General features: G+C 68.5%; 16 protein-coding genes. 7 read left to right on the top strand and 9 right to left on the bottom strand.

What is annotated here, in order from left to right:
• Positions 1-57 precede the first annotated feature (57 nt).
• From rseP to rpsB, 8 genes are all read right to left on the bottom strand, one after another.
• The gene (rseP, locus tag M8009_RS04515) at positions 58-1,416 is read right to left on the bottom strand and encodes a sigma E protease regulator RseP (RefSeq protein ID WP_250059570.1); all 1,359 of its coding nucleotides are present in this window, start codon (positions 1,414-1,416) and stop codon (positions 58-60) included.
• A gap of 39 nt (positions 1,417-1,455) precedes the next feature.
• Entirely contained in the window at positions 1,456-2,631 is a 1,176-nt protein-coding gene (gene ispC, locus M8009_RS04510) for a 1-deoxy-D-xylulose-5-phosphate reductoisomerase (protein ID WP_250060048.1), read from the bottom strand.
• A gap of 2 nt (positions 2,632-2,633) precedes the next feature.
• The gene (locus M8009_RS04505; protein ID WP_250059569.1) at positions 2,634-3,434 is read right to left on the bottom strand and encodes a phosphatidate cytidylyltransferase; all 801 of its coding nucleotides are present in this window, start codon (positions 3,432-3,434) and stop codon (positions 2,634-2,636) included.
• Positions 3,427-4,215: a polyprenyl diphosphate synthase gene (gene uppS / locus M8009_RS04500; RefSeq protein WP_250059568.1), complete on the bottom strand. Its 789-nt coding sequence runs from the start codon at positions 4,213-4,215 to the stop codon at positions 3,427-3,429. The genes M8009_RS04505 and uppS overlap by 8 nt, the downstream gene beginning before the upstream one ends.
• A gap of 102 nt (positions 4,216-4,317) precedes the next feature.
• The gene (gene frr / locus M8009_RS04495; protein WP_250059567.1) at positions 4,318-4,875 is read right to left on the bottom strand and encodes a ribosome recycling factor; all 558 of its coding nucleotides are present in this window, start codon (positions 4,873-4,875) and stop codon (positions 4,318-4,320) included.
• A gap of 4 nt (positions 4,876-4,879) precedes the next feature.
• Positions 4,880-5,647, bottom strand: coding sequence for a UMP kinase (pyrH, locus tag M8009_RS04490; protein WP_250059566.1), 768 nt, complete (start codon positions 5,645-5,647; stop codon positions 4,880-4,882).
• A gap of 129 nt (positions 5,648-5,776) precedes the next feature.
• A complete protein-coding gene (gene tsf / locus M8009_RS04485; protein WP_250059565.1) occupies positions 5,777-6,646 on the bottom strand; it encodes a translation elongation factor Ts in 870 nt (289 codons plus the stop codon).
• A gap of 137 nt (positions 6,647-6,783) precedes the next feature.
• Positions 6,784-7,530, bottom strand: coding sequence for a 30S ribosomal protein S2 (rpsB, locus tag M8009_RS04480; RefSeq protein WP_250059564.1), 747 nt, complete (start codon positions 7,528-7,530; stop codon positions 6,784-6,786).
• A gap of 287 nt (positions 7,531-7,817) precedes the next feature.
• On the opposite strand from rpsB, the gene map reads away from it, so the two are divergent.
• The 7 genes from map to M8009_RS04445 all read left to right on the top strand — a co-directional run bounded on the left by map (position 7,818) and on the right by M8009_RS04445 (position 15,609).
• A complete protein-coding gene (gene map, locus M8009_RS04475; protein ID WP_250059563.1) occupies positions 7,818-8,609 on the top strand; it encodes a type I methionyl aminopeptidase in 792 nt (263 codons plus the stop codon).
• Positions 8,610-8,619: 10 nt separating this feature from the next.
• Positions 8,620-11,301, top strand: coding sequence for a [protein-PII] uridylyltransferase (locus M8009_RS04470; protein WP_250059562.1), 2,682 nt, complete (start codon positions 8,620-8,622; stop codon positions 11,299-11,301).
• A gap of 146 nt (positions 11,302-11,447) precedes the next feature.
• Complete coding sequence (dapC, locus tag M8009_RS04465; protein ID WP_250059561.1) at positions 11,448-12,653, top strand: succinyldiaminopimelate transaminase; 1,206 nt, start codon at positions 11,448-11,450, stop codon at positions 12,651-12,653.
• Positions 12,647-12,985, top strand: a complete 339-nt coding sequence (locus M8009_RS04460) for an arsenate reductase (protein ID WP_250059560.1) — start codon at positions 12,647-12,649, stop codon at positions 12,983-12,985. Before dapC ends, M8009_RS04460 begins: the two co-directional genes overlap by 7 nt.
• Positions 12,986-13,030: 45 nt before the next feature.
• Complete coding sequence (dapD, locus tag M8009_RS04455) at positions 13,031-14,056, top strand: 2,3,4,5-tetrahydropyridine-2,6-dicarboxylate N-succinyltransferase (RefSeq protein ID WP_250059559.1); 1,026 nt, start codon at positions 13,031-13,033, stop codon at positions 14,054-14,056.
• Entirely contained in the window at positions 14,043-15,215 is a 1,173-nt protein-coding gene (gene dapE, locus M8009_RS04450) for a succinyl-diaminopimelate desuccinylase (RefSeq protein WP_250059558.1), read from the top strand. The genes dapD and dapE overlap by 14 nt, the downstream gene beginning before the upstream one ends.
• 7 nt (positions 15,216-15,222) lie before the next feature.
• Entirely contained in the window at positions 15,223-15,609 is a 387-nt protein-coding gene (locus tag M8009_RS04445; protein WP_250059557.1) for a hypothetical protein, read from the top strand.
• A 192-nt stretch (positions 15,610-15,801) separates the two neighbouring features.
• Here the strand turns inward: M8009_RS04445 and M8009_RS19050 are convergent, their stop codons facing one another.
• On the bottom strand, positions 15,802-16,266 hold the full coding sequence (locus M8009_RS19050) for a cold-shock protein (protein WP_106231396.1): 465 nt from the start codon (positions 16,264-16,266) through the stop codon (positions 15,802-15,804).
• Positions 16,267-16,341: the final 75 nt, after the last annotated feature.

Genomic DNA, 16,341 nt, shown 5'->3' with positions numbered 1-16,341 from the left:
CCTGTCCAGACAGGCACCTTATACATTTGTACTGGCCACTGACAAGCCGGCGCCCGGCTACCAGAGCCGCATCAGGTCGAAATAGAGCGCCATCAGCATCAGGGTGCCGACCAGCGCCAGGCCGATGCGCATGCCCACGGCCTGGGCCTGTTCGGAGACCGGGCGGCCGCGCACCACCTCGACCAGGTAATAGAGCAGGTGGCCGCCGTCGAGCACCGGGATCGGCAACAGGTTGAGCACCCCCAGGCTGATCGAGAGGTAGGCCAGGAAGCTGACGAAGCTCTCCAGGCCCGCCCGCGCCGAGTCGCCGGAGATCCGGGCGATGGTGATGGGGCCGGAGAGGTTCGACGGCGAGATCAGCCCCACCACCATCTTGCGGATGGCCCCCAGGGTCAGCACCGTCATCTCGCCGGTGCGCGACAACGACTGTCCCACGGCGGCCAGCGGGCCGTAACGGATCTCGCGACGGTACTCCTCGGGCCAGCTGACGGCCTCGACGCCGGCGCCGATATAGCCGATGGCCACGCCCTCCTCCAGTTCGTTGCGGCCGGGCGTGACGGTGAGCTCGAGCCGCTCGCCGTCGCGCAGCACCTCGAGCTCGAGTGGCTCGCCCGGGCTGGCGCGGACCCGGTCGACGAAGGCCATCCAGTCCGCCACCGGCTCGCCGTCCACTGCGACCACCTCGTCGCCCACCCGCAGGCCGGCCTCGGCGGCCGCCTCGCCCTCGACCACTTGGCCCAGCACCGCCGGGATCTCGGGCTGCCAGGGGGTCAGGCCCAGGCTCGGCAGCGGCCGGGGAGGATCCTGGCGCACCAGCCATTCCTCCACCGGCAGGCGATAGACCCGGGAGTCGGCGGTGGCCTCGTCGCGGGCCTGCACCTCGAGCTCGCCGCTCTCGCCGATGGCCGCGACCAGCTTGAGGTTGATCTCATCCCAGGAGCGCACCGCCTCGCCGCGCACCGCGGTGATCTCCTGGCCCGCCTCGAGGCCTCCACGGCTGGCCGGGGAGTCCGGCGTCACGCTGCCGATCACCGGTGCCACCGTGGTGGTGCCGGCCACGAACAGTGCCCAGTAGGCCACGATGGCCAGCAGAAAGTTGGCCAGGGGTCCAGCCGCCACGACGGCGATGCGCTGCCAGACCGTCTTGTTGTTGAAGGCCTGATCGCGCTCCGCAGGGTCGACGGGGCCCTCGCGCTCGTCGAGCATCTTCACGTAGCCACCCAGCGGGATCGCAGCCACCGCGAATTCGGTGCCGTGGCGGTCGCGGCGCGACCACAGCGGCTTGCCGAAGCCCACCGAGAAGCGCAGCACCTTGACGCCGCAGCGCCGGGCCACCCAGAAGTGGCCGAACTCGTGGAAGGTGATCAAGAGGCCGAGCACCACGATCACGGCCAGCACGTTCTGGATTAGGCCCAAGGCAATCTCCTTGCAGTCAACTGCGTCGAGGCGCGTGCGTCATTGCCGCGCCAACCAGACTTGTGCCGCTCGCCGGGCGAGGACATCGGCCTCGAGGATGGTCTCGAGGTCCCCAGCCGACGCGACCGGGCACTCATCGCGCACCCGGGCCACCAGCTCGCCGATGCCGGTGAAGCCGAGTCGGCCGGCCAGGAAGGCCTCCACCGCCACCTCGTTGGCGGCATTGAGCACCGCCGGCGCCGTGCCGCCCTCGGCCATGGCCTCCCGGGCCAGGCGCAGGCAGGGAAAGGCCACCTCGTCGGCGGGCTCGAAGTCGAGCCGCGCGACCCGGAAGAGATCCAGGGCCTCCACCCCGGCGTCGATGCGCTCCGGCCAGGCCAGGCCGTAGGCGATGGGGGTGCGCATGTCGGGGTTGCCCAGCTGGGCGATCACCGAGCCGTCGCTGTAGGCCGCCATGGAGTGGATCACGCTCTGGGGGTGAACCACCACCTGAATCTGGTCGGGACGCGCGTCGAAGAGCCAGCAGGCCTCGATCAGCTCGAGCCCCTTGTTCATCAGGGTGGCGCTGTCCACCGAGATCTTGCGCCCCATGGACCAGTTGGGGTGTGCGCAGGCCTGATCCGGGGTCACGCGGGCCAGATCATCCCACGCCCAGCCGCGGAAGGGACCGCCCGAGGCGGTCAGCAGCAGCTGGGTCACCCCGTGGCGACTCAGGCCACCGCGATGCTCGACGGGTAGACACTGGTAGATGGCATTATGTTCGGAATCGATGGGCAGAAGGGTCGCACCATGGCGCTTCACGGCGTCCATGAACAGCGCCCCGGACATCACCAGGGCCTCCTTGTTGGCCAGCAGGACCCGCTTGCCGGCCTCCACCGCGGCCAGCGTGGGCAGCAGGCCCGCGGCACCGACGATGGCCGCCATCACGGTATCCACCTCGCGGGCCTCGGCCACCTCGACCAGCGCCTCGCGACCGGCCCGCACCTCGGTGGCGAGCCCCGCCTCGGCCAGCTGCCCACGCAGCCAGGCGGCGTCCTCCTCGGCATCGAGCACCGCCACCGCCGGCCGATGACGCCGGCACTGGTCCAGCAGCGCCTCCCGGGAGCGGTGGGCGGTCAGGGCATGCACCCGGTAGCGTTCCGGGTGGCGACCGAGCACGTCCAGGGTGCTGGTGCCAATGGAGCCGGTGGCGCCCAGCACGGTCACATGGCGCAGGATCACAGCAGCCCCCCGTGCAGCAGCGCGAAGAGCGGCACCGCCGCGGTCAGGCTGTCGACCCGGTCGAGCACCCCGCCGTGGCCCGGCAGCAGCTGGCTGGAATCCTTGATGCCGCGATGGCGCTTGAGCATGCTCTCGAGCAGGTCGCCCAGCACCGAGGCCAGCGTCACCACCGCCGTTGCCCCCAGCAGCAGCAGGCCAGCGGCGACGCCGAGGCCCTGCCAGGCGGCGAAGCCCACGGCCAGCAGCGAGGTGACGGCCAGTCCGCCAGCCACGCCCTCCCACGTCTTGCCGGGACTGACGCTGGGGGCCAGCTTGTGCCGGCCGAGGGCCCGGCCGACGAAGTAGGCACCTATGTCGGCGCCCCATACCAGCAGCAGCACGAAGAGCAGCCAGACGGCGCCGCCCTCGCGCAGCACGCTGAAGCCTACCCAGGTCGGCAGCAGCACCCAGAGCCCCATGGCCAGGCGCATGCCGGTCGAGCGCCACTGCGCGAGGCGCGCGGGGTAGCCGGTCACCCAGTAGAGGTTGGCCAGCCAGCCCAGCGCCCCCAGCCACAGCGGCCAGGTCGACAGCACGCCGCCGGACGCCCAGCACAGCGCCATCAGCACGGCGAGGCCCGCCACCGGAAGCAGGCGACGTCCCGAGGAGGTGATGCCGGCGAGGTTGGCCCACTCCCAGGCGGCGAGCAGCACGATGGCGGCGGTGAACAGCCGGAACCCCTCGCCCTCCAGGGCGAACAGGCCCAACAGGGCCAGCGGGATCAGCCAGGCCGCGGTGAGGATCCGTTGTCTAAGCACCGCGCGCCTCGACCTGATCGTCGGTCATGCCGAAGCGCCGCTGCCGCCGCTGGAAGTCGGCCAGCGCACGGTCGAAGGCGGCGCCATCGAAGTCGGGCCACAGCACCGGGGTGAAATGGAGTTCGGCATAGGCCATCTGCCAGAGCAGGAAGTTGGAGATCCGCTGCTCGCCGCTGGTGCGGATGCACAGGTCCACCGGTGCATCCGCGGACAGGCTGACCTCCTCGTCGAGGGCCCGCTCGTCGACCGACTCGGGCTCGAGCTCGCCGGCGGCGACCCGCTCGGCCAGCCGCCGGGCAGCACGGGCGATATCCCAGCGCCCCCCGTAGTTGGCGGCGATCACCAGGTGCAGGCCGGTGTTGTCGCGGGTCAGCGCCTCGGCGCCAGCGATATGCTTCTGGATCGAGGCCGAGAAGCCGCTGCGGTCACCGATCACCGACAGGCGGATGCCGTGCCGATGGAGCTTCTTGACCTCGCGCTTGAGCGCCATGAGGAAGAGCTCCATCAGGGCATTGACCTCGTTGGCGGGCCGCTTCCAGTTCTCGCTGGAGAAGGCGAACAGCGTGAGGGTCTCGATATCGCGCTCGGCGGCGCGGCGGATGACGGCACGCACCGCCTCGACACCGGCATGATGGCCACGCACGCCGGACATGCCACGCGCCTTCGCCCAGCGGTTGTTGCCGTCCATGATGATGGCCACGTGGCGCGGCAGGGGCGCCTCGCCGGCGCTAGGCCCGTCGTCGGGGCTGGCCCCTGTACGGGGAGACTGCGGTGACGTCATGATGTCTCGCATGGCGGGTAAGAGCGTGAAGGCCGGCGAAGCGCGGACGCCTAGCCCGCGGTTCGCCGAGGGGCGATCCCTCGCCGGCGGCGCCTGCCGTCCTCAGACCTGCATCAGGTCGTGTTCCTTGGACTCCAGCGCCTTGTCGATCTCGGCGACGATGCTGTCGGTGAGCTTCTGGATCGCCTCCTCGGCCTGATGCTGCTCGTCCTCGGTGATCTCCTTCTCCTTGAGCAGCGACTTGAGATCGCCGTTGGCATCGCGGCGCACGTTGCGCACCGCCACCCGGGCATGCTCGGCCTCCTGGCGGGCCTGCTTGATGTACCCCTTGCGCGTCTCCTCGGTGAGCATCGGCATGGGCACGCGGATCACGGTGCCGGCGCTCGCCGGGTTGAGGCCGAGATCGGAGGTCATGATGGCCTTCTCGATCTTGGGCACCATCTGCTGCTCCCAGGGCACCACGCTCAGGGTCCTGGCATCCTCGACGTTGATCGAGGCCACCTGGTTGAGCGGCACCTGGCTGCCGTAGTACTCCACGGTCACCGCATCCAGGATGCTGGAGTGCGCCCGACCGGTACGGATCTTGTTGAAGTTCTGGTGAAGGGCCTCGAGGCTCTTCTTCATGCGACTCTGCGCATCCTTCTTGATGTCGTCGATCACTGTCTCACCCTCTGTCAATCAGCGTGCCTTCCTTGCCACCCACCACCAGGTTGAGCAGGGCACCTGGCTTGTTCATGTTGAAGACCCGCACCGGCATGTCATGGTCCCGCACCAGGCAGATGGCGGTCAAATCCATCACCCCGAGCTTCTGGTCGAGCGCATCATCATAGGACAGCTGCTCGTACTTGACCGCCTCGGGGTGCTTGACCGGGTCCTTGTCGTAGACCCCGTCGACCTTGGTGGCCTTGACCACCACGTCGGCATCGATCTCGATGCCGCGCAGGCAGGCCGCGGAGTCGGTGGTGAAGAAGGGGTTGCCGGTGCCGGCCGAGAACAGCACCACGTCGCCGGAGGTCAGGTAGCGGATGGCGGTCCGGCGGTCGTAGTGCTCCACCACGCCACTCATCGGAATCGCCGACATCACCCGCGAACGGATGTTGGAGCGCTCCAGGGCATCGCGCATGGCCAGGGCGTTCATCACCGTGGCCAGCATGCCCATGTGGTCGCCGGTGACCCGGTCCATGCCCGCCTCGTGCAGGGCCGCCCCGCGGAACAGGTTGCCACCGCCGACGACGATGCCGACCTGGACGCCGATCCCTACCAGCTGGCCGATCTCCAGCGCCAGGCGATCCAGCACCTTGGGGTCGATGCCGAACTCGGCATCCCCGGTCAAGGCCTCGCCGGAGAGCTTGAGCAGGATACGCTTGTACTTGGACACCTCGGCGCGGGTCTTCTCGGGCTTGCTGGGGGCGGGGTGATCGGCACTGGTCATGGGGTATCTCCCGGGTTCTCGACGCATGGGGCTTGATGGATAGGACCTGGTGGATGGCCGGAATGACCGGCCGGATACGCGAAGGCGTGCGCTCGCGCGCACGCCATCTTCACACTGGAACCTGTGACCTCAGCTGCGCTTGGCCTGTTCCATCACTTCCTTGGCGAAGTCGACCTCTTCCTTCTCGATGCCCTCGCCCACCTCGAAGCGGGTGAAGCCGACCACCTCGCCGCCAGCCGCCTTGACGAACTCGGCCACGGACTGGTCCGGGTTCTTGACGAAGGGCTGCTCGGTCAGGCTGTTCTCGGCCAGGTACTTCTTCAGGCGGCCCTGAACCATCTTCTCGGCGATCTGCTCGGGCTTGCCGGCCATGTCGGGCTGGGCCAGGATGATCGCCTTCTCGGCATCCAGCTGCTCCTGGGGCATGTCCTCGGGGCGAGCCACGGCCGGGTTGATGGCGGCGACGTGCATGGCGACGTCCTTGGCCACCTCGGCGTTGCCGCCCTTGAGCACGGTCAGCACGCCGATGCGGCCGCCGTGGACGTACTCGCCGACCAGGTTGCCGTCGCCGGCCTCGACGACGACGCTGCGGCGCACGCCGATGTTCTCGCCGATCTTCTGCACCAGCTGCTCGCGGGCGGTCTCGAGCTCGCCGTCCATGACGGCGGCCACGTCCTCGCTCTTGGCGGCGAAGAAGGCGTCGGCGATCTTCTCGGCGAAGGCCTTGAAGTTGTCGTCACGGGCGACGAAGTCGGTCTCGGAGTTGATCTCGACCATCACGCCGTAGCTGCCGTCCTCGGCCACGCGGGTGACCACGACGCCCTCGGCGGCGGTGCGGCCGGCCTTCTTGGCGGCCTTGAGGCCGGAGTTCTTGCGCAGGTTCTCGATGGCCTGCTCGATATCACCATCGGTCTCGGTGAGTGCCTTCTTGCACTCCATCATGCCGAGCCCGGTACGCTCGCGCAGTTCCTTGACCTGGGAGGCGCTGATAGCTGCCATGGTAGTGTCCTCTGAATGGTTCGACCTGGAATGGGTAGCGGAAAGAAGAGAAGAAAGGGGGCCTGAGCCCCCTTGCGCCTGTCCGGCGGGCCGTCACCGAAATGACGGCACGGCGACCGGCCCAGGCGGGCCGACGATCACTCGGCGGCGGCGTCGCTCTGACTCTCTTCGGTATCGGTGACCTCGACGAACTCGTCGGGACGCCCTTCCTTCGCACGTGCGCAGGCGTCGGCAATGGCCTTGACGTAGATCTGGATGGCGCGAATGGAGTCATCGTTGCCCGGGATCACGTAGTCGACGCCATCGGGATCGGAGTTGGTATCCACCACGCCGATGACCGGAATGCCCAGCTTGTTCGCCTCGTTGATGGCGATGCGCTCATGGTCGACGTCGATCACGAACAGGGCATCGGGCAGGCCGCCCATTTCCTTGATACCACCCACGGACCGCTCGAGCTTGTCCTGCTCGCGGGTCGCCATCAGCACTTCCTTCTTGGTCAACTTCTCGAAGGTGCCGTCCTCGTGCATGGCTTCAAGCTCACGCAGGCGCTTGATGGAAACGCGGATGGTCTTGTAGTTGGTCAGCATGCCGCCGAGCCAGCGGTGGTTGACGAACGGCTGACCGACGCGATTGGCCTCTTCCTTGATGATCTTGCTCGCGCTGCGCTTGGTGCCGACGAACAGGATCTTGTTATTGGCCGCTGCCATCTTCTCGACCACGTCGATGCCCTCGTTGAGGGCCGGCAGGGTGTGCTCGAGGTTGATGATGTGGATCTTGTTACGCGCGCCGAAGATGTACTTGCTCATCTTCGGGTTCCAGTACTTGGTCTGGTGACCGAAGTGAGCGCCTGCCTTCAGCAGGTCACGCATGTTGACGTGTGCCATGGATGACTCCTGGAAAATCGGGTTAGGCCTCCACGCACCCCATGGATCCGACCGCCGGAGCAACCCGACAGCACCCGGGACCATGTGACGGTGCATGTGTGATTTCAAGGCATTGCATTGATGATTGAGCGCACTTCCCCAGCCTCGCCTAGGCGCCGACGGGTCGGCAGGGCTCCACGATTGCAGGAAAGCGCGCAGCTTTATACCATGGATGACCTCCGAGATGAAGTCGTCCGATGCTCGAGCCCGCCGTAACCCGGGCGACACCACCCCTGATCCGAGATTCCATGAACGTACCCATCAAGACGCCCGACGAGATCGAGAAGATGCGCGAGGCGGGCCGCCAGGCCGCCAGCGTGTTCGAGATGCTCATCCCCCACGTGAAGGCCGGCGTGAGCACCGGCGAGCTGGACCGGCTCTGCCACGACTACATCGTCGACGAGCTGGGGTCCACCCCGGCGCCGCTCGACTATCACGGCTTCCCCAAGTCGATCTGCACCTCGATCAACCACGTGGTCTGCCACGGCATTCCAGATGACGCCAAGAAGCTCAAGAAGGGCGACATCATGAACATCGACATCACCGTGAAGACCGCCGACGGCTATCACGGCGACACCAGCATGATGTTCGTCATCGGCGAGACCATCCAGGGCGAGCGGCTCTGCCGGGTCACCCAGGAGTGCCTCTACCGCAGCATCGCCCTGGTGCGCCCGGGCGTGCACCTCTCTACCCTTGCCCGCGCCATCCAGTCCCACGCCGAGGCCAATGGCTATTCGGTGGTGCGTGACTTCTGCGGGCACGGCATCGGCGCCGGCTTCCACGAGGATCCACAGATCCTGCACTACGACGGCTATGCCCCCGAGGCCGACATCGCCCTGGAGGAGGGCATGTGCTTCACCATCGAGCCGATGATCAATGTCGGCGATTATCGCACCAAGGTACTGCGCGACGGCTGGACCGCGGTGACCAAGGACAGGAGCCTGACCGCCCAGTGGGAGCACACCCTGCTGGTCACCGCGACGGGGGTGGAGGTGCTCACCGCCCGTGGCGACGAAGACCTCTCCTTCCTCGACCGCTGAGTCGATCGCCATGCTACTGCACCACTACCGCTTCGTCCCCGACGATGGCCTCTTCGATGTCGAGGCCTTCCGCGCCGAGCTCGCCGGCGAGCGCTCGCCGATCGCCCCCTTCAAGGCGGCGCTGCGCGGCATCCAGGCCCGCCTCGACGAGCGCTTCCGCGCCGGCGCCGACATCCGCGACCTGGTGCACGGCCGGGCCTGGTGCCTGGACCGCCTGCTGGCCATCGCCTGGGAGCAGCACGCCTGGCCCGACGACGGGGTGGCGCTGCTCGCCGTGGGCGGCTACGGCCGCGGCGAGCTGCACCCCCACTCCGACATCGACCTGCTGCTGCTGCTCGAGCACGATGACGACACGCCGTATCGCGAACCGCTGACGGCCTTCATCACCTTCCTGTGGGACATCGGCCTGGAGATCGGCCACAGCGTGCGCTCGCTCGCCGACTGCGAACGCGAGGCCGGCGCCGACGTGACGGTGATCACCAACCTGCTGGAGACCCGCACCCTGGCCGGCCCCGAGCGCCTGCGCGAGGCAATGCAGGCGCGTCTTTCCACCGAGCGGCTGTGGCCGGCCGACCGCTTCTTCGAGGCCAAGTGGCAGGAGCAGATCAGCCGTCACTATCGCTACAACAACTCCGAGTACCACCTCGAGCCCAACATCAAGAGCTCGCCGGGCGGGCTGCGCGACATCCAGATGATCGGCTGGGTGGCCAAGCGCCACTTCGGCACCCAGCGCTACGAGGACCTGGTCGCGGGCGGCTTCATGAACGACCCCGAGCTGCGCATCCTCAGCCAGGGCCAGGCCTTCCTGTGGCAGGTGCGCTACGCCCTGCACATGCTCACCGACCGCGCCGAGGACCGCCTGCTGTTCGACCACCAGCGCACCATTGCCGAGCTGTTCGGCTACCGCGACACCCCGGAGCGCCTGGCCGTGGAGCAGTTCATGAAGCGCTACTACCGCCACGTCACGGCGCTGGCCGGGCTCAACGACATGCTGCTGCAGCACTTCGACGAGGCGATCCTGCATGCCGGCGAGGCCCTCACCACCGTGCCTCTCAACGAGCGCTTCGAGATCAAGGGGGGCTATATCCAGGCGCGCTCGCGTCATGTCTTCCGCCGGCGCCCCTCGGCGCTGCTCGAGCTCTTCCTGCTGATGGCCGAGCACCCGGAGATCGAGGGGGTACGGGCCGACACCATCCGCCTGATTCGCGACCACCGCCACCAGATCGATGACCTCTATCGTGACGACCTGCGCCACCAGAGCCTGTTCATGGCCCTGTTGCGCTCCGGCGGCAACGTGGCCCGCCAGCTGCGGCGCATGAACCGCTACGGCGTGCTCGGCAAGTACCTGCCCGAGTTCGGCCAGGCGGTGGGGCTCATGCAGCACGACCTCTTCCACATCTACACGGTGGATGCCCATACGCTGCGCCTGCTCAAGTGCATCCACGGCTTCCGCAAGCCTGAGGCCAAGGAGGAGTTCCCGGTCGCCGCCCACCTGATCCACCAGCTGCCCAAGCTGGAGCTGCTGTGGATCGCCGGCCTCTACCATGACATCGGCAAGGGACGCGGCGGCGACCACTCGACCCTCGGCGCCCGGGATGCCGAGGCCTTCTGCGAGCGCCACGGGCTCTCCAGCCGCGATACCCGCCTGGTCAGCTGGCTGGTGGAGCACCACCTGATGATGTCCATGGTGGCCCAGAAGCGCGACATCACCGACCCCGACGTGATCGCCGACTTCGCGCGCCTGGTCGGCGACGAGACACGGCTCGACTACCTCTACGTGCTGACGGTGGCCGACATCAACGCCACCAACCCGACCCTGTGGAACGGCTGGCGGGCCTCGCTGCTGCGCCAGCTGCACAGCGAGACCAAGCGCGCCCTGCGCCGCGGCCTCGAAAACCCCCTGGAGCGCGACGACTGGGTGCAAGAGACGCGCAGCGAGGCGCACTCCCTGCTGGCCTCGGTGGGCGCCGACATGGCCCGTGTCGACCGGCTCTGGGAGTCGCTGGGCGAGGACTACTTCCTGCAGTACGCGCCCAGCGAGATCGTCTGGCAGACCCAGGGCATCCTCGACCATGGCGACAGCCAGCTGCCGCTGATCCTGATCAACGCCCCCACCGACGACATGGCCGAGGGCGGCACCAAGGTCTTCATCCACACCCGCTCGGTGGACGACCTCTTCGCCGCCACCGCCGCCGCCATGGACCAGCTGGGGCTATCGATCCACGACGCCCGCATCGCCACCTCCAGCAACGACTGGACGCTGAACACCTTCATCGTGCTGGACGACCACGGCCAGGCTATCCGCGACCGCGAGCGCATCGAGGAGATCCGCCGCCACCTGGTGGAGGAGCTCGACGACCCGGACGACTATCCGCAGATCGTCACCCGGCACACCCCGCGCCAGCTCAAGCACTTCCGGGTGCCTACCGAGGTCAGCATCGAGCAGGACCCGGCCAACGAGCGTACCCTGCTCGAACTCGTCGCGCCCGACCGCCCCGGCCTGCTGGCCCGGGTGGGACGCATCTTCATGGAGCAGGACATCGCGCTGTCGGCGGCCAAGATCGCGACCCTGGGCGAGCGGGTCGAGGACGTCTTCTTCATCACCGACAAGGCCGGCGCGCCGCTCACCGACCCGGAACGCCAGCAGCGCCTGCGCGAACGCCTCATCGAGGTCCTCGCCATCCCCGGCTGACGCCGCCCACCAGCCCCGGGCAGCGGGCCGGCGTTTGAGGCCGCCCCGGGGCTTCCCTATAATCGATGCCCTGCCCGCCGGCACGCGGGCCGCCACCGACAACGACGCCGGACACCTGCTTCTGTCCGAGCCGCCCCTGGACAGCCATGAACCCCGACCTCGACGCCCTCAAGCCCTACCCCTTCGAGAAACTCGCCGCCCTCAAGGCCGGCGTGACGCCGCCCGAGGAGCTCGCCCACATACCGCTGACCATCGGCGAGCCACAGCACGCGCCCTTCGCGGCGGCTCTCGAGGCGCTGCACGCCCACCAGGCCGACTTCGCCCGCTACCCGGCCACCGCCGGCCTCCCTGAGCTGCGTCGCGCGATCGCCGACTGGGCAAGGCAACGCTTCGGGCTGGCCGGGCTCGACGCCGACCATCAGGTGCTGCCGGTGAACGGCACCCGGGAGGCGATCTTCGCCTTCGTCCAGGCGGCACTGGACCGCACCCGCCCGGCCAGGGTGGCGATGCCCAACCCCTTCTACCAGATCTACGAGGGCGCCACCCTGCTCGCCGGCGGTGAACCGCTCTACCTCGACGCCACGGCCGAGAACGGCTTCCGCCCGGACCTGGACGGCGTGTCCGCCGAGACCTGGCGCGATGTCCAGCTGGTCTTTCTCTGTTCGCCGGGCAACCCCACCGGCGCGGTGACCCCGCTGGCCGAGTTCGAGACACTCATCGCCCTGGCCGACGAACACGACTTCCTGATCGCCTCGGACGAGTGCTACTCGGAGCTCTACCTGGACGAGGCCGCCCCGCCGCCGGGGCTGCTCGAGGCCTGTGCGCGCCTCGGCCGGCACGACTACCGGCGCTGCCTGGTGTTCCACTCCCTCTCCAAGCGCTCCAACCTGCCGGGGCTGCGCTCCGGGTTCGTCGCCGGCGACGCCGAGCTGATCGCCCCGTTCAGGCGCTACCGCACCTACCACGGCTGCGCCATGTCGCTGCCCGTGCAGCAGGCCTCGATCACCGCCTGGAACGACGAGGTCCACGTGCGCGCCAACCGCGATGCCTACCGCGAGACGTTCGCCGCGGTGACCGAGGTCCTCGCCCCGGTGCTGGACTTCCCCGCTCCCGAGGCGAGCTTCTACCTGTGGCCGGCGGTGCCCGGCGGCGATGATGAGGCCTTCGCCCGCGCACTCCATGCCGAGGCGAACGTCAGCGTGCTGCCCGGCAGCTACATGGGCCGGGTCGGCAGCAGCGGCACCAACCCCGGGGCGGGCCGGCTGCGTCTGGCGCTGGTCGCCGAGGTCGAGGCCACGGTGGAGGCCGCCTGGCGCATCCGCCGCTTCATCGAGAGGAGTTCCCGATGCTGACACTCTATGTGATCAAGAACTGCGACACCTGCCGAAAGGCCCGCAAGGCGCTGGACGGCAAGGGTCTCCCCTACCAGGTCCATGACCTGCGCGAGGACGGCCTCTCGGCCCCGCTGCTGGAGCACATCCTGCACCGGGTGCCGGTCATGGAGGTGCTCAACCGGCGCAGCAGCACCTGGCGCCAGCTCGATGACGAGGAGAAGGCCAACATCGACGCCAACAAGGCCCGCGAGCTGATGCTGGCCCACCCCACCCTGCTCAAGCGCCCACTGCTCGATACCGGCGACGAGATCCTCGTCGGCTACCGCGACGGCGACTACGACTCACTCTAGGGCCTATCCGGGCCCTCCCCCACGCTTCCAGAGGACACCACCCCCATGCTGAGCTTTGCACTCGGAATCGGCACCCAGAACACCCAGGGCGACTGGCTGGAGATCTACTACCCGGCCCCGCTGTTCGAGCCCGATGCCGGCCTGGTGGCCGCCGCCGCCAAGGTGCTCGACGCCCCTGCCGGCAACGCCGCGGTCAGCTTCCTGCCCGAGCAGTGCGCCGAGCTGGCCGGCGCCCTGAAGGCCGCCGGCCACGACGAGCAGGCCGAGCTGGCCGAGTCCCTGGCCGCGAGCCGCCGCCCGCTGGTAGCGATGTTCCTCGACGTGGACACCCCGCCCCAGAGCGCTCCGGAGGTCTACCTCAAGCTGCACCTGCTCTCCCACCGCCTGGTGAAGCCCCACGGCCTGGACCTCACCGGCATGTTCGGCCTGCTGCGTAACATCGCCTGGAGCAGTGAAGGCGCGATCGACATCGAGGAGCTGCCGGCACGCCGCCTCAAGGCCCGCCTGGAAGGGCGACCATTCTCCGTGGACTGCGTCGACAAGTTCCCCAAGATGTCCGACTACGTGGTGCCCGGCGGCGTGCGCATCGGCGACACCGCCCGGGTGCGCCTGGGCGCCTACCTGGGCGAGGGCACCACGGTGATGCACGAGGGCTTCGTCAACTTCAACGCCGGCACCGAAGGGCCGGGCATGATCGAGGGGCGCATCTCCGCCGGCGTGATGGTCGGCAAGGGCTCGGACCTCGGCGGCGGCTGCTCCACCATGGGCACCCTCTCCGGCGGCGGCAACATCGTCATCAAGGTGGGCGAGGGCTGCCTGATCGGCGCCAATGCCGGCATCGGCATCCCGCTGGGCGACCGCTGCACCGTGGAGGCCGGCCTCTACATCACCGCCGGCGCCAAGGTCACCCTGCTCGACGACCAGGGCCAGGAGGTCGAGACCGTGGCCGCCCGCGAGCTGGCCGGCCAGGATGACCTGCTGCTGCGCCGCAACTCGCAGAACGGGCGCATCGAGTGCCTCACCAACAAGAGCGCCATCGCGCTCAACGAGGCGCTGCATGCCAACAACTGAGCCGACCGCGCTCTCCCCGACCCTCGCGCTCGCCTTCGAGCTGATCCGGCGCCCCTCGGTGACGCCGGATGACTTGGGCTGCCAGGCGCTGATGATCGAGCGCCTCGCGGCGCTCGGCTTCCGGGTCGAGCGCCTGCCCTTCGGCGACGTGGAGAACGTATGGGCGACCCGCGGCCACCACGGGCCCTTGCTGGCCTTCGCCGGCCACACCGACGTGGTGCCCAGCGGCCCCCATACCCGCTGGGACTTCCCGCCCTTCGAGCCCTGCATCGACGATGACGGCATGCTCCGCGGCCGCGGGGCCGCCGACATGAAGGGCAGCCTGGCGGCCATGGTCACCGCGGTGGAGCGCTTCGTGACCGCCCACCCGGACCACCACGGGCGGATCGGCTTTTTGATCACCTCCGACGAGGAGGGGCCGGCGGTGGACGGCACCCGGGCCGTGGTCGAGCACCTGCGCGAGGCCCACGAACGGCTCGACTACTGCATCGTCGGCGAGCCCTCCTCCACCGCCCGGCTCGGCGACGTGATCAAGAACGGGCGCCGCGGCTCGCTGGGCGGGGTGCTGCATGTCAGGGGCATCCAGGGCCATGTGGCCTATCCGCACCTGGCGCGCAACCCCATCCACCAGGCGCTGCCGGCGCTGGACGCCCTGGCGCGGGAGCACTGGGACGCCGGCAACGCCTTCTTCCCCGCCACCAGCTTCCAGGTCTCCAATATCCGCTCGGGCACCGGCGCCACCAACGTGATCCCCGGCGACGTCGAGGTGGTGTTCAACTTCCGCTTCTCCACCGAGGTGACCCACGAGCAGCTGAAGCAACGCACCGAGGCGCTGCTTGATGCCCATGGCCTCGACTACCACCTGGACTGGACGCTCAACGGCGAGCCCTTCCTCACCGCCGAGGGCGAACTGGTGGAGGCCGCCGTCAGCGGCGTCGAGGAAGCCCTGGGACACCGCCCCGAGCTCTCCACGGCGGGCGGCACCTCGGACGGGCGCTTCATCGCCACCCTGGGCAGCCAGGTGGTCGAGCTCGGTCCCTGCAATGCCACCATCCACCAGGTCAACGAGCGGGTACTGGCCTCGGACCTCGATGACCTCAGCCGGGTCTACGAGGCGATCCTCGCCAGACTCTTCGTCAACGGCACGGCCCGGCCCTGAGGCGCCCATGCAATCCTATCCCGATATCGAGATCTACCTGGCCCACTGCGACATCGCGCGCCTGGATGCCTGGCTGCGGCAGGCCATCGGCGCCGAGCCGCTGTCGCCCGCGGGCAAGCGCAAGTGGCGCACCCTGGGCCGCGCCGAGGCCGGCGAGGTGCCGGTGCTGGTAGTGGAGAAGGCCGCCGACGGCTTCGCGAGCCTGTGGCTCGACAGCCCCGAGACTCCCTGGGCGACCGACGCGGCCTGTGCCCGGGAAGCCGCCGCCCGGCTGGGCTGCGAGGTGCGCTGCTCGCTGGGCGGCTGGCAGCCCGGCGACGACCCGGACCGCTTCCTGCAGGTGCAGCCCGACGGCAGCGAACAGGCGATCGACTGGCCCGACTCGGGTCAGTAGCCCTGAAACGCCATCGCCCCGCGACGGCGGGGCGATGAACGCTGGAAATGCGGAAAAACGCGCCGAGCGAAGATCAGACAAGGCGGAAGGTAGTCGAGAGAGCGGAGTTTACAAGCTGCTAAATGAGCATCTCGACCGGGCTCGCGCGCGAGACGACCTTCCAACGCAGTAAGATCGAGCGCAGGCCGTTTTTCAGGTGATGACAGTGACGTCGTCGGCCTGCAACCCCCGCTCGTTCTGGATGACGTGGTAGCGCACCTTCTGGCCCTCGGCCAGAGTGCGATGCCCCCGCCCGCGGATGGCCCGGAAGTGGACGAAGACATCCTCGCCATCGTCACGGGTGATGAAGCCATAGCCCTTGTTGACGTTGAACCACTTGACCTCGCCGATCTCGCGATCGTCATCCTCGACCTCGGCCAGGTTGACCAACTGGGGTGTCAGGGCGTTGACCGCCAGGGTGGCGACCAGCAACACCAGGAAGACCGCGGCGGCGGCGGCGAAATAGACCACGGCCACGCCACCGACCTGAAGGCTGGAAAACAGCTCACGTGACAGCACGCCGCCGGTGAGATGGACGAACAGCGCAATCAGCAGCGGCGCCGGCGCGGCCAGCAGCAAGCTGATGAGACTGCAACGAAACACGACCTTTCGATTCATGGACCTGTAAAACTCTCTTATCGGGGTGAAAGGAAGAAAGAAACCATCATGGAGGTGCCACGATGAACGGCGACA

The sequence above is a fragment of the Halomonas gemina genome (assembly GCF_023554995.1).
Classification (GTDB): Bacteria; Pseudomonadota; Gammaproteobacteria; order Pseudomonadales; family Halomonadaceae; genus Halomonas; species Halomonas gemina.
Note: the sequence above shows the minus strand (reverse complement) of the source record. Positions and strands in the feature narration are given on the sequence as shown.